General features: G+C 47.0%; 22 protein-coding genes. 13 read left to right on the top strand and 9 right to left on the bottom strand.

The annotated features are described in order from the left end of the window. Positions 1-21: 21 nt before the first annotated feature. The gene (locus ACESLK_RS17660) at positions 22-732 is read left to right on the top strand and encodes an AAA family ATPase (protein WP_373231017.1); all 711 of its coding nucleotides are present in this window, start codon (positions 22-24) and stop codon (positions 730-732) included. Between the two features lie 288 nt (positions 733-1,020). Here ACESLK_RS17660 and ACESLK_RS17655 read toward each other — a convergent pair whose 3' ends face one another. Beyond that, positions 1,021-1,521, bottom strand: a complete 501-nt coding sequence (locus tag ACESLK_RS17655; protein ID WP_373231016.1) for a hypothetical protein — start codon at positions 1,519-1,521, stop codon at positions 1,021-1,023. Positions 1,522-1,582: 61 nt separating this feature from the next. On the opposite strand from ACESLK_RS17655, the gene ACESLK_RS17650 reads away from it, so the two are divergent. Further along, positions 1,583-1,717: a hypothetical protein gene (locus ACESLK_RS17650; protein WP_373231015.1), complete on the top strand. Its 135-nt coding sequence runs from the start codon at positions 1,583-1,585 to the stop codon at positions 1,715-1,717. Here ACESLK_RS17650 and ACESLK_RS17645 read toward each other — a convergent pair. Continuing rightward, positions 1,673-5,680, bottom strand: a complete 4,008-nt coding sequence (locus ACESLK_RS17645; RefSeq protein WP_373231014.1) for a M6 family metalloprotease domain-containing protein — start codon at positions 5,678-5,680, stop codon at positions 1,673-1,675. The two genes, ACESLK_RS17650 and ACESLK_RS17645, sit on opposite strands and share 45 nt — an antisense overlap. A 197-nt stretch (positions 5,681-5,877) precedes the next feature. Here ACESLK_RS17645 and ACESLK_RS17640 point away from each other — a divergent pair, with 197 nt between their 5' ends. The 10 genes from ACESLK_RS17640 (at position 5,878) to mmsB (ending at position 17,460) form a co-directional block, all read left to right on the top strand. Then, entirely contained in the window at positions 5,878-6,612 is a 735-nt protein-coding gene (locus tag ACESLK_RS17640) for an ABC transporter ATP-binding protein (RefSeq protein ID WP_373231013.1), read from the top strand. Further along, entirely contained in the window at positions 6,609-7,643 is a 1,035-nt protein-coding gene (locus ACESLK_RS17635) for an ABC transporter permease (RefSeq protein WP_373231012.1), read from the top strand. The genes ACESLK_RS17640 and ACESLK_RS17635 overlap by 4 nt, the downstream gene beginning before the upstream one ends. Positions 7,644-7,691: 48 nt before the next feature. Continuing rightward, complete coding sequence (locus ACESLK_RS17630) at positions 7,692-8,360, top strand: TetR/AcrR family transcriptional regulator (RefSeq protein WP_373231011.1); 669 nt, start codon at positions 7,692-7,694, stop codon at positions 8,358-8,360. A 139-nt stretch (positions 8,361-8,499) separates the two neighbouring features. Continuing rightward, complete coding sequence (locus ACESLK_RS17625) at positions 8,500-9,141, top strand: M15 family metallopeptidase (protein ID WP_373231010.1); 642 nt, start codon at positions 8,500-8,502, stop codon at positions 9,139-9,141. Between the two features lie 153 nt (positions 9,142-9,294). After that, complete coding sequence (locus ACESLK_RS17620) at positions 9,295-10,314, top strand: substrate-binding domain-containing protein (RefSeq protein WP_373231009.1); 1,020 nt, start codon at positions 9,295-9,297, stop codon at positions 10,312-10,314. 23 nt (positions 10,315-10,337) lie between these two features. Then, on the top strand, positions 10,338-12,152 hold the full coding sequence (locus tag ACESLK_RS17615; protein ID WP_373231008.1) for a cache domain-containing sensor histidine kinase: 1,815 nt from the start codon (positions 10,338-10,340) through the stop codon (positions 12,150-12,152). A 4-nt stretch (positions 12,153-12,156) separates the two neighbouring features. After that, on the top strand, positions 12,157-13,374 hold the full coding sequence (locus tag ACESLK_RS17610; RefSeq protein ID WP_373231007.1) for a response regulator: 1,218 nt from the start codon (positions 12,157-12,159) through the stop codon (positions 13,372-13,374). Between the two features lie 214 nt (positions 13,375-13,588). Continuing rightward, complete coding sequence (chvE, locus tag ACESLK_RS17605) at positions 13,589-14,662, top strand: multiple monosaccharide ABC transporter substrate-binding protein (RefSeq protein WP_373231066.1); 1,074 nt, start codon at positions 13,589-13,591, stop codon at positions 14,660-14,662. A gap of 98 nt (positions 14,663-14,760) precedes the next feature. After that, positions 14,761-16,293, top strand: a complete 1,533-nt coding sequence (mmsA, locus tag ACESLK_RS17600; protein ID WP_373231006.1) for a multiple monosaccharide ABC transporter ATP-binding protein — start codon at positions 14,761-14,763, stop codon at positions 16,291-16,293. A 3-nt stretch (positions 16,294-16,296) separates the two neighbouring features. After that, positions 16,297-17,460 carry a multiple monosaccharide ABC transporter permease gene (gene mmsB / locus ACESLK_RS17595; protein WP_373231005.1) on the top strand — a complete coding sequence of 388 codons (1,164 nt, stop codon included), beginning with the start codon at positions 16,297-16,299 and terminating at the stop codon, positions 17,458-17,460. Between the two features lie 98 nt (positions 17,461-17,558). On the opposite strand, the gene ACESLK_RS17590 is transcribed toward mmsB, so the two are convergent. The 7 genes from ACESLK_RS17590 to ACESLK_RS17560 form a co-directional block, all read right to left on the bottom strand. Then, on the bottom strand, positions 17,559-18,314 hold the full coding sequence (locus ACESLK_RS17590) for an amino acid ABC transporter ATP-binding protein (RefSeq protein WP_373231004.1): 756 nt from the start codon (positions 18,312-18,314) through the stop codon (positions 17,559-17,561). Positions 18,315-18,327: 13 nt separating this feature from the next. Further along, a complete protein-coding gene (locus ACESLK_RS17585; protein ID WP_373231003.1) occupies positions 18,328-18,996 on the bottom strand; it encodes an amino acid ABC transporter permease in 669 nt (222 codons plus the stop codon). Between the two features lie 28 nt (positions 18,997-19,024). After that, complete coding sequence (locus ACESLK_RS17580; RefSeq protein ID WP_373231002.1) at positions 19,025-19,864, bottom strand: amino acid ABC transporter substrate-binding protein; 840 nt, start codon at positions 19,862-19,864, stop codon at positions 19,025-19,027. A gap of 234 nt (positions 19,865-20,098) precedes the next feature. Continuing rightward, positions 20,099-22,411, bottom strand: a complete 2,313-nt coding sequence (locus ACESLK_RS17575; protein ID WP_373231001.1) for an esterase-like activity of phytase family protein — start codon at positions 22,409-22,411, stop codon at positions 20,099-20,101. Positions 22,412-22,658: 247 nt separating this feature from the next. Beyond that, positions 22,659-23,438: an exodeoxyribonuclease III gene (locus ACESLK_RS17570; RefSeq protein ID WP_373231000.1), complete on the bottom strand. Its 780-nt coding sequence runs from the start codon at positions 23,436-23,438 to the stop codon at positions 22,659-22,661. A 32-nt stretch (positions 23,439-23,470) separates the two neighbouring features. Further along, on the bottom strand, positions 23,471-24,286 hold the full coding sequence (locus ACESLK_RS17565; RefSeq protein ID WP_373231065.1) for an undecaprenyl-diphosphate phosphatase: 816 nt from the start codon (positions 24,284-24,286) through the stop codon (positions 23,471-23,473). Between the two features lie 39 nt (positions 24,287-24,325). Beyond that, entirely contained in the window at positions 24,326-25,411 is a 1,086-nt protein-coding gene (locus ACESLK_RS17560) for an AbrB family transcriptional regulator (RefSeq protein WP_373230999.1), read from the bottom strand. 202 nt (positions 25,412-25,613) lie between these two features. On the opposite strand from ACESLK_RS17560, the gene murI reads away from it, so the two are divergent. Then, positions 25,614-26,399 (top strand): glutamate racemase, encoded by a 786-nt coding sequence (gene murI / locus ACESLK_RS17555; RefSeq protein WP_373230998.1) that lies wholly within the window; start codon positions 25,614-25,616, stop codon positions 26,397-26,399. Positions 26,400-26,702: the final 303 nt, after the last annotated feature.

Below are 26,702 nucleotides of genomic sequence, written 5' to 3'. Positions count from 1 at the left end.
TTCCTTGGGAGCTGAAAATTAATGTATTTACGAAGCCTTGAGATTCTGAGGAATGCAAATACGGATCCGAAATCCTATCCATTTTCCATACCTGCTATAAAAGCGTTAAATTCGCTTTCTTTTCGAACGAACGTCACCTTTTTTGTAGGGGAGAATGGTTCGGGAAAGTCGACGATTCTTGAAGCAATCGCCTATCAATGCGGCTTTAATACGGCTGGGGGAGGAAAGAATAATAACTATGACGTAGACTCTTCCTCTTCCGCTTTAGGAGACTGCATTAGACTCTCCTGGCTGCCCAAAATTACGAATGGGTTTTTTCTGAGATCAGAAACCTTTTACCATTTTGCATCTCATCTGGATACTATGCCAGAGAGCTTGCAGTATTATGGTGGTCGATCCTTACATAAACAATCGCATGGAGAGGCTTTTCTGTCACTCTTTAATCACCGGTTCGGTAAAAAAGCGATATATCTACTGGACGAGCCAGAGGCGGCACTCTCCCCAGCACGGCAATTGGCATTATTACGTGTCATCAAGGACTTGGAGAATGAAGCTCAATTCATCATTGCTACGCATTCTCCGATTCTTCTTGGATATCCAGATGCACAAATTTTGAATTTTGATGCTCAACAATTAGAGGAGATTCGGTATGAAGATACGTTGCATTATATTGTTACCAGACGTTTTCTTGAAAACAGGAAAATAGTTTTAGACGAATTATTTAACGATTAAAAGGGGAAACACTAGTCCGAAAGATGGAGTATTACAACATATGAGGACAAAGTTGACTAAACTAATCGAAATAAATAAGGAGTTGAGTGGTATGAAGAGACGATTCTGTTCGGTATACAGATTAATAATTTATGCAGGACTAGCCCTACTCATCTAATGATATGTCCAATAATCATCATCACCAGACCAAAGATGGCAGCTCCTCGTTTCACGCCTCGGTTTGCGCTTGGTTTCAAAAATAGGCTGATGATAAATCCTAGCGGAATGACAAGACCGTTTAGATTAAAGTTAAATGACCCTAGAAAATAGTATCCCAAAAGCTTTAATACCAACAATTCCTCTACTTGATCGCGGTTTTTGTACAGTAGGGATACGCCGATAATCAAAACTAAAGTCCAAAATAAAAAGTACATTATATCCCCCCTGTATATAACGCGCGTTCCATTTTCCGAAATAGATAAGATCGCTGCTCTCCAGCGGACTTCTCAAGGTGTAAATATTGAAGGTCGCATTATCGCCTTTCGCCCGCTGCGTATAAGTACCTTTGTCGCAGGCCAGGTAGCCGAGTTTCATACCCGGCTCCAGGTCTCTTTCTCCAATGGTTTTCAACGTATACGTCTTCTTATCCCACATAAAAGTTTTGGGCGGGTCCTGACAAGACGGGGTGGATACAGCTTTATCCGTGCCGCCGACTGCTTCTTCGACCGGGGTGCTGCTCTCCCGGCTAGTGCAGCTGGTCATGATTGCAATCATGACAAGTAAACTAACTGCTGCTATCGCACCTTTCAATTGATGCTGCCTCCTCTATGCTCTATGTCTACTTGGACGGAGGAAAGAAGGGAATAGTTACATGAAATTGATCATTGCAGCAGTTATGCATATTTTAAAAGAAGGCTTCACCGTCTCATGGACGGTGAAGCCTTCTAACTTAGTCACACTTTTAATCGATGAAGCGAAGGTGTACGAGCAATCGCTTCATTATTGAAGCAGTTTGAGCTCGGGTCGCAAGATTGGTTGGCTGGAAAGTGTCGGATTTCATACCGCTGATAATTCCTGCCTCAACGGCAAAGGATACGGCATCTTTGGCCCAAGGACTAATTGAAGCTTGGTCATTGAATCTCGCTAATACTTGTCCCTGCGAAGCTCTGTCACCAGTGTCCTTCTGAGCGAATTTGATCGCATTCACAATCATAACCGCTATTTGCTCTCTCGTAATCTTGTCATTTGGACGGAAGGTGCCGTCTATAAAGCCGTTAACTAAGCCTGCTTGTACCGAAGCGCCGACGTAACCGGCGAACCAATCGGTCTCCTTCACATCCGTGAAGCCAGCCTTTGTCAGATCCTCGCGAATGCCAAGAGCTTGAGCCAGCAGGGTGACGAATTCCGCCCGAGTAATCATTTGATCTGGAGCAAAAGCATTCTCGGTTACCCCTTTAATCAACGTCTTGGAAGCAAGAAGTTCAATTTCTCTCCGAGCCCAGTGATTCTGAATATCGGCGAATGTTTTGTAGGCATAGATGACGGTGTATATACTGTTGCCGTTACGTTTTATTGTAACGAATGTTTTGCCGTCGGCTACGGAGAACGTTGCTGGTACAAAGGACAATTTCCCGGTTTGCGGTTCGTAGACAACAACGGAAGGAATGAGAGCGTTCACCGATTGGTTTAGCGTAATGGTACGGGCAATGTAATTGCTGCCGTAATCCGTAATGTCTTTGGAATTTCCGTTACCAGTAACCGTTACGCTGAATTCGACGGATGTGCCAAGTACCTTCAACCCGGAAGCTTGTGCCTTCTGAGCAATCTCTTCCGCTAATTTGCCGGCGACTAGCTTCAAGGTAACATTTATCTTGGTGTCTTTAAGGTCAGCACCCAGACTTTGGGTAATTGCTTTCCAGTCAAGAACGTTAACTGGCAGATCATAAGACGCCCTGTCAGAAACAAGAGAGATGATTATAGCCGGCGTTTGTTTAGACGATTCTGACAGCACTTCTGCCGGAAGCTCAACGGTTGTCGTTGTATTGGCGGGCAAGGTAATCGGAATTTCGATTCGTTTAACGGATTCATCCGCATCATTTATGAAATCGATGGCCTTTTGCAGCAAAGGAGAATCTATTATCCAGGTTTCAGCCGCTGTTCCGTCCTTGTCCTTACCAAGCTCAGGTTTTACTTGCGATATAATGACCCCGTTGCTGCCATTTAAGCTGACCTGAGGACCAGAAGGCTGTGATGGTATAGTGATGGTGATCGGCGGTGGTGGTGCGATCGGATCTTGGAAATCGATAGAGAATGCGTTTGAGCTTATGTCGCTTGATGCTTCTACGATTTTGGCCTGCGCCACTGTCACGGTGACATTATTTACATCATTGGCATTCGCGTGGTTAGTCGCATTGCCCGTGAACGCGATGTTCAGAACAGTGGGGCTTGTTAGTGTGACCGTGTAATCTAGGCCAGCAGGCAAGTTGATGATCGTCACATCAGCTTTGGCGATGGCTGGATCGAACGTTCCGTTCGATACAGTCACCGTCTGGGCAGCCGTAATACTGCCGTCATTGGCTGCTGCTTCACTAATGGTCGCGCTGTCGGCTGTTAGAACAGGCATCGGCTTCGGAATCGGATCCGAGAAGCCAATGGAGAAGGTATTCGAAGTAACATTAGATGAAGCTCCGACGATTTTGGCCTGCGCCACTGACACGCTTACGTCACTTAAACTATTAGCATTCATATGGTTCGTCGCTTTGCTCGTGAAAGCGATGGTTAGAACTGTAGGGCTCGTTAACGTGACCGTGTAATCTAAGCCGTCAGGCAGGTTGTTGATCGTGACATCGGCTTTAGTGATGGTTGAATCGAACGTACTATCCGTTACCGTAACCGTCTGGGGAGTCGTAATACTGCCGTCGTTGGCAGCTGCTTCGCTAATGTTTACGCTTCCGACAATTAAAGCAGGAGATACAGCGGTTAGGAATTGGTGAACTATTGAATCACCTAAATGCCCATTTTCGTCCACACCGATTAAATATAAATCATAGCTAGTATCTACAGTTAAGCCGTTAACTGCTATGATGCTTGGTGTGCCTGCGCCTGCGGAAAGATGACCAGACAGCGTTACAGGGTTTCCTAAACTGTCCTTACCTTCAAGAAGATTGTTGAGATCCGGAGGTGTTGCTCCGGCGGGAAGGACTTCATAATAGACAGTTGCCGCTTCATTCCACTGCGTAGTATAAGTTAAGCTGGTTGATGAAGAGCTTACGATTGGGATAGCCGTAAAAGCAGGCCCTGTTCCTGCTTTTATAGTCATCATATTGGATGAAACCTGCGAGTCTAGAATGGAGATTCCTGAGGGTGTTCCATCAGCGTTATATGAGCTATTCGGCACAGAGTACATATTAAAAACGTAGCCGTCGTGATAGAAGGGGTTACCGGGGAAGTTGTCGTACCCTTCAAGATCGACGCCTTTAGGATAGGTATCATTAACGCTTTGATAATTACTCTGCCGTATTTTATTCATATCAATATGCCAGATGGCTATTCCGCCGCTGCTGGCAAAGTTTTGTAAGCTCTGATCAAACCCGTTGTCTATTCCGTATTGTCGATTTTCCAGCAAGAAATACTCATCGGGAATGCCCGTTTTTATTTTATAAATATTGTAAATGTCCGGATTCGTTATATTATTTGCATGTAAAGTTGCTATTATATCCGTTCCGTATGGGATATCGATTGGGTTCTCAAAACCCAAAAATATTTTTGACCAAGCGTCAAAATGCACGGGTGTAGCTCCTAGATGTTCTCCAATCAGGCTCGCCCAATTGCCGCTCCCCATTATGCTATAGCTGCCAACCCCATTCGTATTCCCATTGTTAGAAAAAACATCATACAAGTCAGGCAAATCCAAATCGTGGCCCAACTCATGGGCAATGGTTCCAATAGTTGCTTGGTGATTGCCTTGTTTCTCTCCGAATTGGGTGTATCCTCCACCACCGGCTATACTCAGCAGCTTAACGTCGTCGATAACGGGTGAAAAAAAATCAGATAGAACCCAATGGTGTGCCCACACGCTTGGAATGTCAGCATACTCGGGATCGCCATAGGCTGCTTCTTGCCCGGCTATGATCGTCATAATATGCAGTTCTTCCATGGAAACATACTTATCGTTGTTCTTATCATAGGACGCAAAGTCTACCTGCGAATTTGCCGCGTTCAATGCTTGTTGCACGAGTACGCGATTAACATTGTTAGTTTTATTACGCGTATTGGGGTGATTCCGGTCAAGAGCAACCGTAATTATGCCATCATTGGCACTTCCATCGGTTTCATTAGCAGGGGAGAAATAGAATTGGTTGTTGGAGGCTTCTTTATAGTAGTTGTTGAGAGTTTTGCCTGACGTACCGAATATAAGGTTCTGCCAATCCGCTTGAGTGGTTGACAAGCTCACGTCATTAAAACTCACCAGCAGAACAAGCAAAGGGTGAGGTGCAGATAGGTCCTGACTCGTCCGAATGTCTTGGCCATCGAATATAGGGGCTCTTGAAGGTTGTGAGCTTTGTAAGCCCTCGATAATCTCAGCTCGCTTAGATTCGCCATAATATTGATAAAGTGAAGCGACGTCTCTTGAAGTTACGGGTTGGGGCGGCGGTAATTGTACAGCATACTTAACCGTACCGGCAACGAGCTGACGGCTCTGTATCTCCGCGTAATACCAGTAACCATCTAAGCTCTGTGCAATAACGATGTCATCGCTTGCTGCTGTCCAGTTAAATGTTTCGTCACCGTGTTTTTCGGCGTAAAAGGTTGTTCCATCAGGCTGCGTATATAATGCCTTAAATGGAGCGGCAGGAGCTGCTTCAGCGGTTCCTCCGATTGATAATAGGAGAAAGAGGGAGGCAAGAATAAATACATAGAGATGATAGTTTCTGAATAATGGCGAAGGGGCTAAGTTATTATTGAGCAAGAATGGAACCTCCCAGTTCATAGTTAAATTGACTGCAATAAAAGTATACATTTTGTATCCCTATTCTGTAAACGCTTTAAAAATGATACATAATGTTTCATAAGTTTCACCCACTTGACGTATAAATGAAGTCAGATTTATACTGAGATTGTAAAAAAGCGAGTACTTACTCATTTATCGATGAGGGAGTGAATGAGATGGCGAAGGAGAAAGAAATATGTATCCAAACCCGGGACGTCTTCCGTAAATTCGGCGACAAGGAGGTTCTTCACGGTATTAGTCTCGATATTAGCAGAAGCGAGATATTCGGCTTGCTAGGTCCATCGGGTTCCGGCAAAACTACGTTTGTTAAAATGATCGCCGGCATCGACGCAGCGACAAGCGGCCGAATCGAAGTGCTGGGCACTCCGATGCCGAAGCTTACGATGATGGAGCGAATCGGTTACATGGCACAATCCGACGCTATGTATACGGAGCTGACAGCCAAAGAAAATTTGGAGTTTTTCGGCTCTCTCTTCGGACTCCGCGGCGAAAAACTGAAAAAGCAGATGCAGAAGGTGATGGAGCTTGTTAACTTGACCGATCATCTTAAACGCTCCGTCGGCACTTATTCAGGCGGAATGAAACGCCGATTATCTCTGGCCATCGCGCTTATGCACGAACCGGAAGTGCTTATTCTCGATGAACCGACCGTCGGCATCGATCCCGTTCTTCGCAAATCCATTTGGGATGAGTTTGACAACCTCAGTAAAAAAGGCACGACAATCGTGGTTACAACACATGTCATGGATGAGGCTGACAAATGCCACCGTCTCGGCATGGTTCGCGATGGAAGCCTAATCGCCGTTGGAACTCCGGAAGCGCTGAAAGAGGAAACCGGCAGTGCCAATATCGAAGAAGCATTCCTGTTCTACGGAGGTGTCCGCGCATGAGAATTCGAGCCCTTATCCTCCGAATTATTCGCCAATTCATACATGACAAGCGATCCATGGCGTTATTGATCGTCGCTCCGCTCCTGGTCTTATCCCTCATGTACTTAGTGTTTAACGGCGATACGTATCAACCGAAGCTCGGCACGCTGCAGCTTCCGGAATCCGTATCGCAGAGCTTGAGTAAAAATAAAGCCATCGTGACAGCCTTTAACACGGCAGAAGATGCGGAGGCCGCACTCGCCGATCAGGAAATCGACGCGATTATCCAGCTTGACGGCGCCGTTCCCCATGTGAAACTGGAGGGCAGCGACCCTGCCAGAAACCGTGCCGTTATGATGCTGATCCAGAAAGCCATGCAAGAGCAGGCTCCTGCACTCAATCAGGCAGCCAAAACTCCTGTTTTCGACTATCTGCATGGTGCTGAAGACATGACTTCCTTCGACAATTTCGGTCCTGTATTAATTGGATTATTTGCCTTCTTCTTCGTTTTCCTCATTGCTGGAGTCTCCTTCCTGAAGGAGCGCACCAGCGGAACGTTGGAGCGCCTCTTAGCCACTCCGCTGCGCCGCTGGGAGATCGTTGTCGGCTATATGGCGGGCTTCGGAATTTTCACAAGTCTGCAAGCTGTTCTGATCGCGGGGTATACGATCGGAGTGTTGGGAAGCTTGATGGCAGGCTCCTTCTGGTATGTGATCCTGATAATGCTGCTCTTGTCCATGACGGCGCTCAGCTTCGGCACCTTCCTGTCCGCTTTCGCCAACTCGGAATTCCAGATGATTCAATTTATTCCGCTCGTCATTGTGCCGCAGGTGTTTTTCTCAGGCCTATTCGATCTCGACAGCATATCGCCGTGGCTGCGCTGGCTTGCCCATATCACGCCGCTGAAATACGGTGCCGATGCTCTCCGGAATGTTATGATCCGCGGCGAAGGTTGGAGCTCCATCGCAATTGATATATACGTTTTGCTGGGGTTGTCCCTGATCTTTATGGCGGCCAATGTTCTCGCGTTGCGTAAGCATCGGAAAATATAGTAATCTAATTTAATACAATTGTGAGCAAGTGAAAGGGGAAACGCCTCGATGTCGGATAAGCAGGAACAATGGCTGGTGGACCTTATCCGCTTGACCGAGGGGGACGAAAAGAAGAAAACCGATAAACAAGCCAGAATTCTAGAGGCTGCTATCGAGATCTTCTCGGAGAAAGGCTTCGCCGCTACGTCCACCAGCGAAATCGCGCAGAAGGCTGGTGTCGCGGAAGGCACGATTTTCCGGCACTATAAGACAAAGAAGGATCTCTTGCTGTCGATCGCCGGGCCGATTGCAATCAAGATGGTTGCTCCTTTTCTCATGCGCGATTTTGCCAAGCTGCTTGATCTTCCCTATAGCCAGACCGATGATTTCTTTCGCGCTATTGCCCGGGACAGAATTGTATTCGCGCGTAAAAACATAAAGCTTATCAGAATCCTGTTCCACGAGGTACCCTTCCAACCAGAGCTGATGGATCAGGTTAAAAGCTTGGTGACAAACGTTGTGGTAAATCGGATCGAAAAGGTCATTAAACATTTTCAGGAGCAAGGGCAGATTATTAAAGCGCCGCCTTGGCGTATTATGCGTTCCGCCGCCAGCATTTTTATTGGCATGATTATCTTTCACGTGTTTCTAATGCCGGAATTCCCGTTCGACGAGGAAGAGGAAATCGATCGTACTCTGGACATTCTTATGCACGGAATAGCTGGTCGGACGGTGTAATGAAAGGTATCTCAATAAAGTTCTCAGGATAAAGATCACAAAAAGGCCGGGAACCTCATCTAAAGAGGACTTCCCGGCTTTTTCCGTGTTTGTATAACTCACAGATAGATTATAATGAGAGCGGAAAGGGGATTTTCAATTGAATATCGATTCAGGTCAAGCCGTTTCCTCTGCCCAATCAAGCTTAAGAGGTAAAAAACGTGGAAAGTGGCTGATATTGACCGCGCTGATAGCAATGTCCGCCACTTATATATGGGCAGATGCCCGTTTGTTAGCAAGATGGATTCCAATTGAGTTGTTTCGCGATGTTCCTGAAGTTACGCAGCTGCACCCGGTGGTAAAGCTAAATAAGGACAAACTAATAGAAGAGAGCAAGAAGATTGGAATCCCGATCCGAATAACGAGCGATTTCCGCAGCTCATATGAGCAGGATGCTCTGTACCGCCAAGGTCGGGAAGAAGAAGGAGCGATTGTGACCCATTCTAAAGGCGGAGAATCCTATCACAACTACGGTCTAGCTATTGATTTTGTCTTGCAGCTCCAGAAGGGCCAAGTGTCCTGGGATATAGAGTATGACGGGAATGGAAACGGCAAATCAGATTGGATGGAAGTCGTAGCGATTGCGAAAAACCTGGGTTTCTCCTGGGGCGGCGACTGGGAAAGCTTTCCCGATTATCCTCACCTGCAAATGGATTTCGGATATTCCATACGGGATTTGCAGTGGGGATGGAGGCCTCCTGAGAATGATACGCAGAATACCCCGATCACGGGACGAAGTTAAAAAAACGAACAAAATGTGTGAAAATGTGAAAAGACGCCAGGTGCCAACCTCTCTATGATGAAAGTGAAAGCTGACGGATAGCACCGGTCGTGACGACCGACTCGCGACTCCAGAGGCGCGCTGACTTGGTTCGCACTCCAAAGGAGGCTTTTAATGAAGAAACCACTCTTGCTGATCGTATACGGTTTGGTTACAGGTTTATTTGTGTTGTTTTTCTGGTACTTTGGTATTCGCGAGGAGAAGCAGGATAATTGGAATGAGAACCCAATTGGTTTAGTGGGAGACATTGAAGAGAGATATGTCATGGTTACTTTTCAGTCAGGACTGGATTACTGGAAAAGTATTATGAAGGGATTCGAGGACGCCGCACAGCTGCTGAACGTGTCCGTTGAATTCCGCGGAGCGATCCAATATGATGCAAATGAAGAAATTACAGTCCTTGAACAAGTCATTGCCAAGAAGCCGGCGGGAATAGCCGTTACCGCGATCAATCCGGACGCATTAGTTGGAACGATCGACAAGGCTATTAAAGCTGGTATTCCGATCGTACTCTTCGACTCAGATTCACCAGAGAGCAAGGCGTACTCCTTCTTAGGTACGGATAACTACAATGCGGGTGTGATAGCGGCTCGTGAATTTGGCAGGCTGCTTAGCGGACTGGGGGAAGCGGCGGTAATCACTCAACCCAATCAATTGAATCATGAGGAACGAACCAATGGGTTTGTTGAAACGTTAAACAAGGAATTCCCAGACATTGAAATCGTATCAATTGCAGATGGTGAAGGAAACATTCAACAATCGGAGAATAGGGTCATGACCCTATTACAGCAATATCCGGGCATTGACGGCTTTTTCGCAACACAGGCGAACGGAGGAGTGGGGGTCGGACAAGCGCTTATGAAGCAGGGACTGGCAGGCAAAAAAGTCATTGTCGGATTCGATACGGACAAAGGAACGTTGGATATGGTCAAGGACGGAACGATAAATGCGACACTTGCTCAAGGAACATGGAATATGGGGTACTGGTCTTTGCTTGAACTGTTTCACCATAAGCATGATTTGGTACAACCCGATAGCGAGGGTATGCATGGCGCTCATCCGCTCCCTCCTTATATCGATACCGGTGTGACAATCGTTACTCAAGCAAACGTAGACAACTACTATGCCAAATAAATGGAGTTTGGGGAGGATCGCGCATGCAACCGTTTGAAGGCCGGGAAGGACGTTCGTTTTTTCGTCGTTTGCTGCCGAAAAACTTACCTATTAGATATAAATTGCTTGTTCATTTTTTGCTGATCACGATTTTGCCATCGTTAGTGCTGGGAATTCTGACAGATTGGGTTGTTAACCGGATCATTGAAAGGCAAATGAACGAGAATACGCTTCAGTTAATCGCGAAGGTCAATCGATCCCTTGAATTTTATGTCGGGAACGTGCAGAATACGACCTATCTAATTTCGTATAATCCGCAAATTCGCGACTTTCTTTACCAGGAGAAGCCTGATCAAGCAGCCCGCGATGAAGCATTGGAGTTTATGAGAGGGTTTCCGACGCTTCAGACCGAAATCGCAGGAATTATGGTTGTGAACTCGCAAGGGGAATACTTGAGTAATGACATGTATTCGCGTTCCTCAGCCAAAGATTTAACTTTGGAGCAATGGTATCAGGAAGCGGTCTCGGGAAAAGGAATTTTCAAGGTGATCGGTCATCCCTTTGAACGTAACGTCACCACGCACGCCAACTATAAAGACAATGAAGTCGTATCCGCCGTACGGGCTATTCTTGATCCGGAGACGCAGAGGGTTATGGGCGTCGTGCTAATCGATTTGAAGCTAAGGGTCATTGTCGAGACAGCTCAAGATGTCCGTTTGGGCAAAACCGGTTTGCTTATGGTCATGGACGAAAAAGGAGAACCCGTCTATGTGCCTAAACAGCTGGGGTTTCAATCCATTCCGTTGTTGTGGCTGAAAGGACAACCCTCCGGACAATTCGTTGAGACGATTAACGGACGGGAGCTTCAATTTATTTTCCGTAAATCCTCTTTCACTAACTGGTCAACAATCGGGGTGTTTTCCACCGAGGAGGCTGCTCCCGAGGTTCGTCAAATCCGCCTTTATATCGGGACTTTCGTTTTTATTGTCTGTTTACTGGGAATAACGGCATCTTTTGCTTTGTCCCATGGGATCTCTCGACCTATTCATAGGTTAATGGCGTTCATGCAAAAAGCGGAATCAGGAGATCTAACAACCCGTTACTGGGGTGATGGGATGGATGAAGTCGGGATGCTCGGACGAAGCTATAATAGAATGTTGACCAAGGTTAGCGACTTGCTCCAACTGACGGAGAAACAGGAGAAGCAGAAGCGGGAGGCGGAGCTGCGTATTCTTCAGGCGCAAATCAAACCGCATTTCCTGTACAACACGCTGGATACGATTCATTGGATGGCTCGCAAGCAAGGGGCGCAGGACGTATCGGATATGGTGGAAGCATTATCGAAGCTATTCCGAATCGGTTTGAGCAAAGGCAATGAGTTCATTCCGCTCGCGGAGGAATTCGAGCACATTCGAAGTTATTTGCAAATCCAGAAGCTGCGCTACAAAGACAAGTTGATATACACGCTGGATCTTGATCCGGAAATTTCGCATATTCTCGTGCTTAAGGTCATTCTGCAGCCAATCGTAGAAAATTCAATCTATCACGGTATTAAAGAGAGGCGGGGACCGGGTCACATTACGGTCAAGGGAACGCTTCAGGGAAATCGGATTCATCTGTCCGTAAGCGACGATGGAGTGGGTATCAATGAAGAGACTTTAATCCGAATGCGGGAGCGGTTGGAAGATCCAATGAATGTCCAGATGGAAACAGCTGCTTCCGGTTATGGACTGGCGAATGTGCAAGCGCGGATGAAGCTGACCTACGGCACTCCGGATTGCGGCATTTCCATCGAAAGTAAGCCGGGGATCGGAACCACTGTATCACTTTTCTATCCGATCCATACAGAGGAGGGATAGTTATATGCAGCCATCCATGTGGAAAGTCATTATAGCAGACGATGAACCTATTATTCGCGAAGGTATTCGAGAGGCTATCGATTGGAAAGCTCTCGGTATGGAAGTTGTGGCCGAGGCGGAGGATGGAGAAGAAGCACTGGAGCTTGCGATTCAGCATGAGGTTGAAATAATGCTGGTTGATCTCAACATGCCGATTAAGAACGGTCTAACGTTGATTCAGGAGGTCAAGCAGCAGCTTCCGGGCTGTCGGATCCTGATCGTGACCGGACATGATGAGTTTAACTTTGCCCAACAAGCCGTACACTTCGGGGTGGATGAATATATTCTGAAGCCCGCCAATCCGGCGCATTTGACAGAGGTGCTGTACAGAATAAAGCTCCAACTAGAACAAGCCAAAGAACAGGATAAGCATATGGAGCATGCTTCCCGTCAAATCCGCAAAAATATCCCGCTGCTTCGGGAAAGATTTTGTAACGAGTGGATTGAAGATGCGATCAGCAAACAAGAGGTGCTGGAGCAATTACGGTTTCTTGACTTGCCGGATTCTCCACCTGCTCTTATAGGTATCATTCGCTGGCCGGAGATTGATTTAGGGCAATCCCTAAGGTCGGAGCGGGATCGCCAGCTTATGCTTTTCGCAATCGAGAATATCGCGGTAGAAATCGTTTCTCCTCATACGCTTGTTCTTTTTCGGGATCCTCTCGGATTTATTTGTCTAATTGTATGGGAGACGACAGATGTTTCTTTATTCACAACGATTGAACTCGCCGTAACTCAGTACCTCAAGCTGCAGGTAATTGCTCATGCCGAACCGATCGGGAATGGTCTGGACGAAGTTGCCGCTGCCTATCGCAAAGCACGAGCGGGCGTCTACAAGGAAGCATCCATTTCTCCCCTCGTACGGAGAGCTAGGCAATATTTGCGCGATCATTATGACGATCCGATATTATCCCTCGAAGGTACGGCCAAAGCAATCGGGGTGTCATCCGTCTATTTGAGCCGCTTATTTAAGCAAGAGCTGGGAATTTCATTCGTGACGCTGTTAACCCAAATCCGCATTTCCAAATCCGTGCAATTGTTAAGTTCGACGAACCGCAGCATTGCGGATATTGCGGAAGCCGTCGGTTTTGACTCGCAGCATTATTTCAGCACGACATTCAAAAAAACGGTAGGCGTATCCCCAATCCGCTATCGAAAAGGCGAAGCCTCTGAGGAAGAGTAAAGGGGGAAAAAATTGCATTAAAGGCCGATAGAGCATGGGCTCCTTCGGCTTTTTGTTGTGCAGATCAGCTTGTTTGGAAATAAATGAAAGGTTTGTTTTTTGAAAAAAGTTGTACGATTTGTCGAAAGACCGGTACACCTCCCTCGTGATAAATTCAATCTAGGCAAATACGAAAGGGGAGTTTTACTTGAAAAAATATTCAATAATCGCATTAATGCTGGCGTTTGTTCTGGTATTGGCAGCATGCGGTGGCAAAGAGAATGGTAACGCGTCAGAAGGCGGCAATGCAGCTGGTGGGGATAAAGGAACAATCGGTATCGCTATGCCGACGAAATCTTCCGAGCGTTGGGTAAACGACGGCGCCAACATGGTGAAAGAATTCAAAGCGCTTGGCTACGGTACGGACCTCCAATACGGAGAAGACGTCATTGAAAACCAAGTTTCCCAAATCGAGAACATGATTACCAAAGGCGTGAAATTGCTCGTGGTCGCATCCATTGACGGAGAAGCCTTGACAGACGTGCTGCAAAAAGCGGCAGATGCCAACATTCCTGTTATCGCATACGACCGTTTGATCAAAAAATCCGAGCACGTCAGCTACTACGCGACATTCGACAATTTCAAAGTCGGCGTACTGCAAGCTTCCTATATTGAAGAGAAGCTGGGCCTGAAAGACGGCAAAGGTCCTTTTAACATCGAATTGTTCGCCGGTTCTCCCGACGACAACAATGCTTACTTCTTCTTCGACGGCGCGATGAGCGTATTGAAGCCTTATATCGACAGCGGCAAGCTGGTCGTCAAGAGCGGCCAAACGAAATTCGACCAAGTCGCAACCCTTCGTTGGGACGGCGGCGTAGCTCAATCCCGTATGGACAACTTGCTATCAGCTAACTACACTACCGCTAATGTCGACGCAGTCTTGTCGCCTTATGACGGCATCACGATCGGAATCCTGTCCTCCCTTAAAGGCGTGGGATATGGCTCCGCCGACAAACCGCTGCCGGTTACTTCCGGCCAAGATGCGGAGCTCGCATCGGTTAAATCGATCATTGCTGGCGAACAAACTTCTACCGTATTCAAAGATACTCGTGAGCTTGCAAAAGTCGCGGTAAATATGGCCGATGCCGTACTTTCCGGTAAAACCCCGGAAATCAACGATGAGAAAACTTACGACAACGGAGTTAAGGTTGTTCCTTCCTACTTGCTCGTACCGGTTTCCGTTGATAAAGCCAACTACAAAGAAGTTGTGGTCGACAGTGGTTATTTCACTGAGGACGAACTGAAATAAGAGCTGAACCAAGGAAATAATCCGAACGATTTAGTGATGGCCGGCATCCGGCTGTCACTAAATCGTTTCTACTTTCAAACAGAGGGCCGGGTGAGGAAATGGCAGACTATATCTTGGAGATGCGCAATATAACCAAGACATTCCCCGGCGTCAAAGCGCTAGCGAATGTCAATCTTAAAGTCAAGGAAGGCGAAGTTCACGCCCTGTGCGGCGAGAATGGAGCCGGCAAATCAACCTTGATGAAAGTGCTGAGCGGAGTGTACCCCCACGGAACTTATGAAGGGGATATTTTATATAAAGATCAGGTTTGTGAATTCAAAGATATCAAGCAAAGCGAGAATTTGGGTATCGTTATTATTCACCAGGAGCTTGCGCTTATTCCTTATCTTTCGATTGCGGAAAACATTTTTCTAGGAAATGAACAATCAAACAGAGGCATTATCAATTGGAACGATACGATCATTCGGACCAGAGAACTGCTCCATACGGTCGGTCTCAGCGAAAATCCGAATACGCTGATAACCAACCTGGGAGTCGGCAAGCAACAGCTTGTGGAAATCGCTAAAGCATTATCCAAAAAAGTAAAGCTGCTCATCCTGGATGAGCCTACGGCTGCATTGAATGAAGAGGACAGCGAGAATTTGCTGAAATTGATTCTTCAGCTGAAGAAGCAAGGGATTTCGTCCATTATTATCTCACATAAGCTGAATGAAATCGCCAAAGTGGCTGATTCGATTACGATTTTACGAGACGGGAAAACGATTGAAACGTTGGACATGCAGGGAGATGAAGTGACCGAGGATCGGATTATCAAAGGGATGGTCGGCCGGGATCTGACGAATCGTTATCCCGAGCGGACACCCGAGATTGGCGAAACGATCCTTGAGGTTAACAACTGGAATGTCTATCATCCCCAGCATCTTGACCGCAAAGTCATCGACAACGTTCATTTTCATATTCGCAAGGGTGAAATCGTAGGGATTGCCGGACTAATGGGTTCCGGACGCACGGAATTGGCCATGAGTATATTCGGTCGCTCCTACGGCCGCAATATTAGCGGGCAAATCAAGAAAGACGGCAAAGAAGTCCATTTCAAGGATATTAGCGATGCGATCGATAACGGTGTGGCTTATGTTACGGAAGACCGCAAGCATTACGGCCTAATCCTGATGGATGATATTAAACGCAATATTTCATTAGCGAGCCTAAAGAAAATTTCGCGCAGATCCGTCGTTAACGAGAACGAAGAAGTGGTCGTCGCCGAAACATTCCGTAAGAAAATGAACATCAAAACACCAAGCGTATCGCAGAAAACGGGTAACTTAAGCGGCGGAAACCAGCAGAAGGTCGTACTCAGCAAGTGGATTTTCTCTGAACCGGATATTCTTATGCTGGATGAACCCACAAGAGGAATTGATGTCGGAGCTAAGTACGAGATTTATACGATTATCAATCAATTGGCTTCTGAGGGCAAAGGCATTCTGATCATCTCCTCGGAGCTGCCGGAAATTCTCGGAATGTGCGACCGCGTCTATATCATGAGCGAAGGCCGAATGACCGGGGAAGTATTGCGAGAAAATGCCACACAAGAAACTCTCATGAGATATATGACGAAGAGCAAGGGGGAATAACCGATGGATATCATAAAAAATATGTTAAAAAATAACGTCAGGCAGTACGGCATGATTTTGGCGCTTGTGCTCATTACGGTGCTGTTTCAAGTTCTATCAGACGGGATTTTACTTATGCCTTTGAACGTAACGAATATCCTTCAGCAGTATGGCTTTATCCTTATACTAGCAATTGGAATGGTACTGGTTATCATTACAGGGCATATCGACCTTTCGGTCGGATCAATCGCCGCGTTCGTGGGTGCCGTATCCGCCATTATGATGGTGGACTACGATATGCCTTATTCAATTGCCATCCTATTGTCGCTCCTTATCGGAGCGTTGGTGGGAGCATGGCAGGGCTTCTGGATCGCCTACATGAAGATTCCGTCCTTCATCGTTACTTTGGCGGGAATGCTGTTGTTCCGTGGTTTGACGATGGTCATACTGGAAGGGAAGTCGATTTCTCCGTTTCCGAAAGTGTTCCAAAAGATGAGCTCCGGATTTTTGCCCGACGTCGATGGAAGCTCTTCGATCCACATACTGACGATCATCATCGGCGTGTTCCTGTCAATCGTTACTGTCATTCAGGAATTCAGAAATCGCAGCACGCAGCGGAAATATGAGTTCGAGGTTCTGCCATTCCCTTGGTTTATCGCTAAGTTGGTTGCGATAGTCGCGGTTATTAACTTGTTCACTTATGTGCTCGCGATGTACAAAGGAATTCCGAATATTCTGATCATCTTGTTCGTACTCGTTGTCGTATATAGCTTCGTGATGAAGAAAACCGTCATGGGCCGTCATACGTATGCGCTTGGCGGCAACGAAAAAGCGGCAATTCTGTCAGGTGTCAAAACAAAACGGATAACCTTCTGGGTATTCGTGAATATGGGCGCCTTGGCCGCTTTGTCGGGATTGGTCTATGCTGCGCGCTTAAACGCGGCAACGCCGAAAGCGGGTCTGAACTTCGAGCTTGACGCCATTGCGGCTGTCTTCATCGGAGGCGCGTCCGCATCCGGCGGGATCGGTACCGTTATGGGGGCCATCATCGGAGGTTTGGTTATGGCCGTCATGAACAACGGGATGTCGCTTATCGGCCTCGGAATCGACTGGCAGCAAGCCATTAAAGGTTTAGTCCTGCTGCTTGCGGTCGGATTCGATATCTATAACAAGAACAAATCAGCTTAAGAAGCTGTAAAATTTGAAATGCATCCCTTAGAATGGACATTGGAAAAGCCTTGGGTATTCCGATGGCTTCTAGGGGGTGCATTTTGTTTTACTTGTCATTACTCATCCGTTTGCCCGCGCAAGTGATTGAGAAATTGGTTTGCCCGTGTAGTCTGGGGATTATTCAATACCTCTTTCGGGGGCCCTTGCTCAATAATATATCCCTCATCCATGAGAATAACATGGTCTGCAACATCCGCAGCGAATTTCATCTCGTGCGTTACGATCGCCATGGTCATTCCTTCGGAAGCCAGCTGCTTCATAACCTTGAGAACTTCCCCAACCAATTCGGGATCAAGTGCAGAGGTTGGCTCGTCGAACAGCAGTACTTCCGGATCGATAGCCATTGCCCTCGCAATGGCAACCCTTTGCTGTTGGCCTCCAGACAGCTTGTGCGGATAGGAGCTGGCTTTCTCAGCTAGGCCTACCTTAGCCAGCAGGGTGTCAGCACGTTTTCGAGCTTCTTCCTTGCTCTTCCTCTGTACGGTTATTTGCGCTTCCATTACATTCTCAAGCGCAGTCATATGGGGGAACAGATTAAACGATTGGAACACCATTCCCGTATTTTTGCGCAGGGCTAGAATATCCTTCTGCGGAATCTTCGCGCGTTCATGGAACTCAAAGGTATTCCCGCCCAGCTTGAGCGACCCCTTATCGGGCATTTCCAGCAGGTTGAAGCAACGCAGAAGTGTCGTTTTACCTGATCCGGATGGGCCGATGATAACGAGAACCTTACCCTTCGGGAGGTCGAGATCGACACCCTTCAGCACTTTCAGAGAACCGTAAGATTTATGCAAGCCACGAATTTCGATCATCTACACGGCCTCCTTAGCTGGCAGAGAAACGTTCTAGGCGTTTCTCTACGTAATTTTGCAATACGGACAGAATGGAGCTGAATACTAAATAAATGACAGCAACTTCGCTATACACAATCAACGGCTCGTAGGTAAAAGCGACAATCTGTTGTGAAGTTCTGAACATCTCAACGAAGGTTATGATAGATACAAGAGAAGTATCCTTAACGAGACTAATGAAGGAATTGCCGAACGGTGGAACGGATACTCTCGCGGCTTGGGGAAGAATAATACGTCTCAGTGCCTGCAAACGGGTCATCCCGAGCGAGTAGGCAGCCTCCCATTGACCCTTCTGTATCGATAATATCGCCGCACGTACGATTTCTGAGCCATAGGCGCCCACACTTAATGAAAGTCCGATAATGGCCGACAAATAAGGACTGAGCGTAATACCGACACTTGGGAGTCCGTAAAAAATAATAAAAAGCTGTACCAATAATGGTGTCCCACGGATAATCCATACGTAGATGCTTGCTATATATTTGAGTACCGTCCAGGAGGACAATCGGATAAGTGCCGTAATGATAGAAATAATCAAGCCTAAAGTAAAGGTAATCAAGGTAAGCGGTATGGTATAAATAACCCCTGCTTTAAGCAGGGGCCAGAAGGATTCGAGTACAATTTGTATTTGACGATCGTCCATCGTTCAGACATCCTTTGTGCAGCCTTATTTATTTGGAAACGTCTGCTCCGAAATATTTCTCGGAAATAGCCAGGTAAGTTCCATCGCTCTTCATTGCAGCGAGAGCTTCGTTCACGGCTTTGACTAAGTCTTCATTGCCCTTCAGGAAAAGCGCTGCACTGTGCGAAGCTTCAGTTGTCTCGTCGACCATTTTAATCTTCACATCCGGCTTCTGCTTCTTAAGATCCAGGTAAGACAAGCCGTCATTAATCGTAGCATCGACACGCTTCGAAATCAACAGGTCGATCGCTTGATTAAAGCCATCCGTGCCTACGATTTCAGCTCCATTCTCTTTGGCAATAGCCGTCAGATTACTCGTTAACGACTGAGCGGACTTCTTGCCTTTAAGATCAGCAAGCTTAGTGATCTCATTGTTATCCTCATGGACCAGCAGTACCGCTTTGGAAACAATGTACGAATCTGAGAAATCGTATTTTAGTTTACGCTCATCCGTAATCGAAACTTGGTTGAAAATGACGTCGAATCTCTTAGCATCAAGCCCAGCAATTATTCCATCCCATGGCGTCTCGATAAATTCAGGCTCGACCCCTAGACGCTTGGAGACTTCTTGTGCGATTTCCACATCAAAGCCGATTAGCTTACCGTCTTTGTCATGGAAAGTAAAGGGTGCATATGTTCCTTCTGTACCGATTCTGATTTTACCGCTGGCTTTAATCGCAGCAAGCGAGCTTTCAGTTGCAGGGCTTGCCGGATCAGTTGGCGTTGCTGTGGTCTCGGCAGGTGCCGCGGAATTCGAATTATTACCGCAAGCTGCCAGGAAAACCACGGTCAGCGCGAGTAGTAAGGTTAGTAAACTAGTTCTTTTCATGCAAATTACCCCTCTCATCCATCCTCTTTATGGTCTGACTTTGGTCAGTAAATTGAATAGTACACCGTTAATCGTTCTTCGTCAAGAATATTCCGATAAAAATGATAGGAATTATTGTATATTTAAAGTTATCCATAGAATTCTCTGAGGGTGACTTTTCCATTCATGTCCATAAAGAAGGCCGAGATTCCCCTCAGGGAATCCCGGCCTTCTCTCTATATTCGCGGCAGCCTCTTATTTAATGATATCCTTTAGGTTTGCCACATTGTAAAGGCCCGATAAGTGTTCTCCTCCGTCATTATCGACTGCAGCCCAAACCTTGCCGTTAGGCGTGACTGTAAGACCTTCAAGCTTCTCGAAAGGAGAGATGGTTGCTTTGAGCTCCAGAACCTTGGATTTCTTAACAACCGAACCCGTAACCGAAGAGGTTTCTTCCGTAAGTTCATTGAAAGGCTTGAGATCCTTCAGGGTAAACGTGTAAACCGCCTTGAGCGCAGCTGCTCCACCGATCAATTTATCCCGTTCAATAACCGCGTATTTATCTTTGCCTAGGTTCACGATTTCAGACAAGCCAATCCAATCGCCCTTGGTATCTGTTTTCTCAAGCGGGTAGAGGAAGAAGTCCCATGCGCTGTTTTTCAAGTCATAACGAGCGATACGAGCATAGCTCACTCCGTTTACCTTGGCATCCTTCGCATATTCGCGTTGAATCGGAGCTATCAAATAACGACCGTCGGAGGAGAGGGTTACCCCCTCGAAGCCATTATTGCGAATGACTCCGCCGTCTGCTGAATCAATCTCTGCAGGTAATGTAACCTTACGCAGAATAGTGCCTTTGCTGTCAACTTGAACGAGTAAGTTAGCCATATACTTTTCATCCTTGAACTTGGCATTCCCTTCACTCGCTAACCAGAAGCCTGCTTGCTTGCCTTTCACGATAGAGGTATCAACAACGATGCCTTCCATATCGATATTAGCCAGCTTTCCGTTTTCTTTTACAGCAACATGATGGGAAAGCTTCGCTTCACCTTGCTTCAGGTCAAGCTTATAAATATATGGCTCCATAGCGACGTCTGGCACAGCGTACAGAATATTGCTGTTCTTGGCGTCCGCAGCTAAGCCGGAAATCGCTGCCCAGGATACGCCCGCTTTAGATACGATCGTCGGTTTATTCGCTGGAGCTTTGTATACACCGGAAACTCCTTCGAAAATCGTAATCGTGCCGGTAGTTTCATCCGAGGTCAGGAACAAATTCTTCTGCGGTAGAGCCAGCAATCCTTCAGGTCTCATTCCGGTAGGCAGCAGCTGAACCAATGCAGGTGCTGTCGGTTTCGAGATATCGTACAGAGCTACGAACGAGCCGCGCTCCGAGCCTACGAATGCGAACTCTTTTTTGCCGAAAACAGCCGTCTCTATGCCTTCCACTTCAATGCCTTTGGCTTCAGAGCGCGAATCGGCATAATAGCCGTATTCAGAAGCTTTCTGCTCAAGCGTTCCTTTGTCGCTCCACAGCAGCTTGCCCGCCGCACTCCATACGCTCCAGCCGCGGCCGCCTGTATAATCAAGCTCGCCTTCATCTGCTGTGTAGAGGGTTGTGCCGGCTGCATTCCAGGCGATGGCATCGGACATTCTGGAGCCCGCATGCTCTTCCTTGCTGACATCCTCAGGATAGGAGCCAGTGAAGGCGATTTTGCCGTCTTCCGTCAGGTCGGCCTTCTGTTTAATAGGCTTTCCGGAAGAGAACAGGCTGGTCAGCTTGGAGGTTTGCAGGTCAATGATCGCAACTCCATTGTTCTCTTGCAGCGTTACTGCGGCTTTACCTTTACGAATATCAACGAACTCAGGCTGCGGATCCTCCGGATACAGAAGACCCTTGGCTTTCAGTTGCTCGGGAGTGAACTCGATGCTTCTTAGTGTAGATTTGCTGATATCAGCGTTATTGATATTCACGATCTGTACAAGGCCAGGACCGCTGATGTCGCCTTCCAAACCTGGCTCTTCCTCGTCCGTTCTTACGCCTTTATCGTCCAAGTACAAAGGCTCGTTCTCTATGGCGATAACTGCGACATATTGGCCGTTAAGAGTAGTAAGTGCTATAGAATCGGGATGATTGCCAATGGCTCGTTCGCCTTTGATTTTCAATGTTTGCGTATCGATCGCAACCAGCTTGCCTGGCTTGATCTCAGGGACTTCGCCGATTTCGCGTTTGGATGCGATAACGACAACCAGAGCCGTCTTTCCGTCTGGGGTTACCGTGACGCTTGTAGGCTCTCCGCCTACCTCGATCGCGCTAAGCTGCTTAGGCTTCGCAGGTATAGTCAAGTCCACGACTCCGACACTGCCGAGCCCTGCGCTTGTATAGAATAACCGGTTGCCATCAGGCGTTGCGGAGATGATTTCCGCGATACCGCCGCCAGGAACGGCGAAAGTGGTGAGTGGCCGGAATGAATCGATCTGTTTGGTCTTGGATGCTGCAAAGCTTCCCGCAGAGAATAGGGTTGAAGCAACTAGAGCGAGGGATAAAGCCGCAACGAGTTGTTTTTTCATGAATCTGCATTCCTCCATTAATAGAATACCCTCAGTATCAGCTATGAATATAAAGTCTGTGTGAATGGAGGTGGTTGTTTTTGTAAACTAAAAAACCACCCTCGGATTCAAACTTTGGATGGTTTTTAGTACATTTACCTTCGCCTAACATTCTATTAATCTAACCCGAATAATCGAGAGACATAATCGCATTAGGGAGGTGAAAACATGTATTATGAAGAAGACCGGGAGCCTTACGAGGTCGAGGTTAAGGAAGAGTCGGAGTAATCATCTCATCAGCGACAGTTAGAACGACTGGGCAATGATCGCTGCCAAGTACATCGCAATCAATAGACGCGTCAACCAATAAAGGAGCCAATCGGGAGGAAGTAAGGAAGTAATCGATTCTCCAGCCCACGTTCCGATCTCTCACTCCTGGCATATTGGACCACCAAGTAAAGGAATCCTCCTTCTCCGGGTAGAAATATCTAAAGGTATCGATAAAGCCGGCGTCTAGCAAAGAGGTCATTTTATCCCGTTCCTCTAGGGTAAAGCCGGAGTTACCTCGATTGCCTTTGGCATTTTTCAGGTCAATCTCCTGATGGGCGACATTCAAATCCCCGCAAACAATAACAGGCTTATGGGCATCCAGCTGCCCAAGATAAGCTCGAAACCGATCCTCCCATACCAATCTATACTCCAGCCTTGATAGATCGCGCTTGGCGTTCGGGGTGTAGACCGTCACGAGATAGAAGGTATTAAACTCCAAGGTCAGGATTCTTCCCTCGGGTTCTTCATCCTCTTCCATACCGTAGCGTACCGACAGCGGCTTTATCCTCGTAAACACAGCCGTTCCGGAATATCCTTTTTTAACCGCGTAATTCCAATATTGGCTATACTCCTCACCATGATCCAGACTGATTTGTCCTTCCTGCAGCTTCGTTTCCTGAATGCAGAATATATCCGCTCCCGTTTCCGCGAAGTAATCTTTAAAGCCTTTATTTACGCATGCTCTTAACCCATTAACATTCCAGGAAATTAGCTTCATTTACTCCGTTCCCCCGTTTTCTATATTTTTTGTTAGCGCATGAATATAAGAAGCAAGATTCCGACAATAAAGCAGTAATAGGAGAAATAAATCAGATTCCCCTTCGCCATAATGTTCATAAACCATCTCATAGCAAAATAAGTAACGAATAATGTCGTCAAAAAGGCGATTACATAAGGGATGAATAAGGTGGAACGGTCAGGATCGTTCGCCATATCCGATACCCCTAGCACAAGCCCTCCTAAGCTAACGGGAATATAGAGCATGAAGGAAAACCGCAAGGCGGTATCCTGCTTCATTCCAACCGCGATCGAGGTGATAACGGTGGAGCCGGAGCGGCTAATTCCTGGGATGAGGGCCACAGCCTGAGCAAGTCCCACGACAAGAGCGTCTTTGTAGGACAAATCTCCATCTCGTTTGCGTCCATTTAGATTGCGAATCAACCAGAGCGCAACACCTGTGACTAGCAGTCCAATAGAGACGGTATGTATTGAAGTGAAATAAGCATCAATCTTGTCTTTGAATAATAATCCGATAATAACTGCGGGAATCGTACCCGCGATGATATACATGATGAACATAAAATCTGCCTTGTATTGTGTCTCTCGTGTTCGAAGGTACTGTATTCCGTTCACGAGCAGTCGTGCTAGATCCTTGCGGTAAATGAAGCAGATGGCAATCAAGGATGCAGTATTCGTGAGGATCTCGAATGAAAGTCCGGTTCGGTCTACGCCGAGAAAATGCTGGAAAATAACGAGATGGCCGCTAGAGGATACAGGGATCGGCTCCGTAGCGCCTTGGACGATTCCTAGCAACAAATACTTTAACCAGAGTACAATATGATCCAACATAAACCCAACTCTCTACTTTTTTTTACTAGTGCTAGTTTACTTGCTGATCCTTGCGAAAATCAATCTGAGCAAGGGAGGAACGGCGAAAAAGATAAAAAAAGTGCGGAAAAGCTGATAACCCGTAACAATGGAGACGTTTGCGTTGATTTCGTGGGCGATAATACCCATCTGATCCATTCCGCCGGGTGCTAGACTAAGCAACGAAGTAGCGGGAGAAACAGGATGTAACTGGGCTAGCAAGTAACTCAATCCGCAGGAGCTAATAACGAGTATAGCTCCGCTGACGATAGCAAGTGTGACAAGACGGCTCTTGTTCGGTAAGTTCTCAAGCTTCAGCAGCAGCCCCACATAACAGCCGATCATCAATTGCGCTGCGTTCATTAAGGATGAAGGCAATACAGGCCCATGTAAGCCAGAGAGATGGAGCAACGCTGCGGCAATGAGCGGCGCTAATAAGAAAGTCGTTGGGAAATGAAACTTCTTGCCAAGCAGAGCGCAACCCGTACACATAATCGCATAAGGAATGATTGAGGGAAACAATTCGCCCCAGCTTGAGGATACGCTTGGAATCAATGCTGACAGTTCCTCGGAGTGAACACCTCCGAACAATGGGCTGAAGATAAGGAGCGGAACGAAAATAACGATCATCATGAGCCTTGAAACCTGGAGGAAGGTGACGATTGTGATATCGATTCCCTTAGTCTCCTCCGCCAGCACGACCATCTGCGTAAGCCCGCCGGGAATGCTGCCTGTCAGAGCCGTTGGATAAGGAGTACCTGCTAGCTTCGACACGCCGTAAGAGATTAACAAACAAAGCAGAAGCAACAGTAAAGTCATTAGCACCATCGAAGGCAACTGATGCACAATTTCTGTCAGTGTTTCTTGAGTGAATGTAAGGCCGATCGCGTAACCCGCGATAATTAGTCCGGCATTCTGGAAATACCTTGGCCAATAAAGTACGTAGGACTTCATCACTCTGGAGAAGAGACAGACTCCGAGCATGGGTCCGAGCAGCCAGGGGATCGGCATATGAATGAATGTGAAGAGACAACCGAATCCTAACGCGATGAGCAAGGTGATCCCTGTGGGAAATCGTTTTGTTGCGATAGTAAATATGTTCATGAAGCTAACGATACTCCTCTAGAGATGTTTGAGTCAATAATTGTACGCGTTTAGCAGCGAGCAAGTCATCAAGTGTTTCCGAAACTTCCCTCAGTAGGAGTTACTGGAAACGACGATGGAAGAGAACTTCTCTTGCCCTAGAGGCTCATGTCGCGATATGCTAGGAGTATCTTATTACTTCATAGTTAGGAATCGGATGCGCATGAGAATTGGTTTTTTTGACTCGGGGATTGGCGGGCTTACGGTTCTGGCGGAATCGCTCCGCAGGCTCCCTGCCGTAGATTATCTCTATATGGCTGATACGCTCCATGTCCCTTACGGAACTAAGTCGAGGGATGATGTGAAAGCATACATTCTTGAGACCGTAGGCATGATGATGCGTGAGGGTATCGATGCGCTTGTCGTGGCATGTAATACGGCGACCAGTATTGCAGTGGAAGAGCTGCGAAACCTTTACTCAGTTCCCATCATCGGGATGGAGCCAGCGGTTAAGCCTGCAGTAGAAATGAATCTGGCCACTGGAAAAAGAGTGCTTGTATTCGCAACGCCCTTAACCCTGAGACAACCTAAGTATTATGCACTTGTCTCTCGTGTAGACGGCGGGGGCATCGTGGATTCACTGCCTATGCCGGAGCTTGTCACGTATTGTGAGAATCTGCAGTTCGACAAGGCTATCGTGGGCGAATACTTCCGTTCGAAGCTAGCTCCGTATGACTTGGATCAATACGGAATTATTGTGCTGGGCTGTACACATTATCCTTTCTACACGAATATTCTTCGTGAGATCCTGCCGCAGCATATTCAGATCGTAGATGGTAACGTCGGGACGGTGAAACGGCTGGCTGCGCTCCTTCACCGGTATGGGATTTCAGGTGGACGGGGAAGCGGGAATGTGAGGTTCATGTGCTCCGGAGATAATCCTGATTATATTGAGAAAATGCTGACAGCGCTTGCGATTCTTCGAGAGGATGACGTTCAATCTGAGTGATCGGGATGTAATAGGTCATCGTTCGCTATCAAAATAATACAAGAATGGTGATGCAGAGGGATATTCCTGCACCACCATTCTTTAATTTCCAAACTAGCGGTATATGCACCACTATTTGATTCTGAAAAGCCGATTGTTGAGCGACTAGCTGTAAAAGTACCTCTAATAAACACCGTTTCCACCTTATTCGATGACGTAAAATTGTTTGTGTACCAAGATTTGGAGCCTTTTCAGGTAACAAAAAAGTAGGGTATTCTCGGGATTGCGACACCACCAAGAAGGAGCCCTACTCAATGACTAATA

This window comes from Cohnella sp. (assembly GCF_041640265.1).
Taxonomy (GTDB): Bacteria; Bacillota; Bacilli; order Paenibacillales; family Paenibacillaceae; genus Cohnella.
This window is presented reverse-complemented; position numbering and strand designations above follow the sequence as displayed.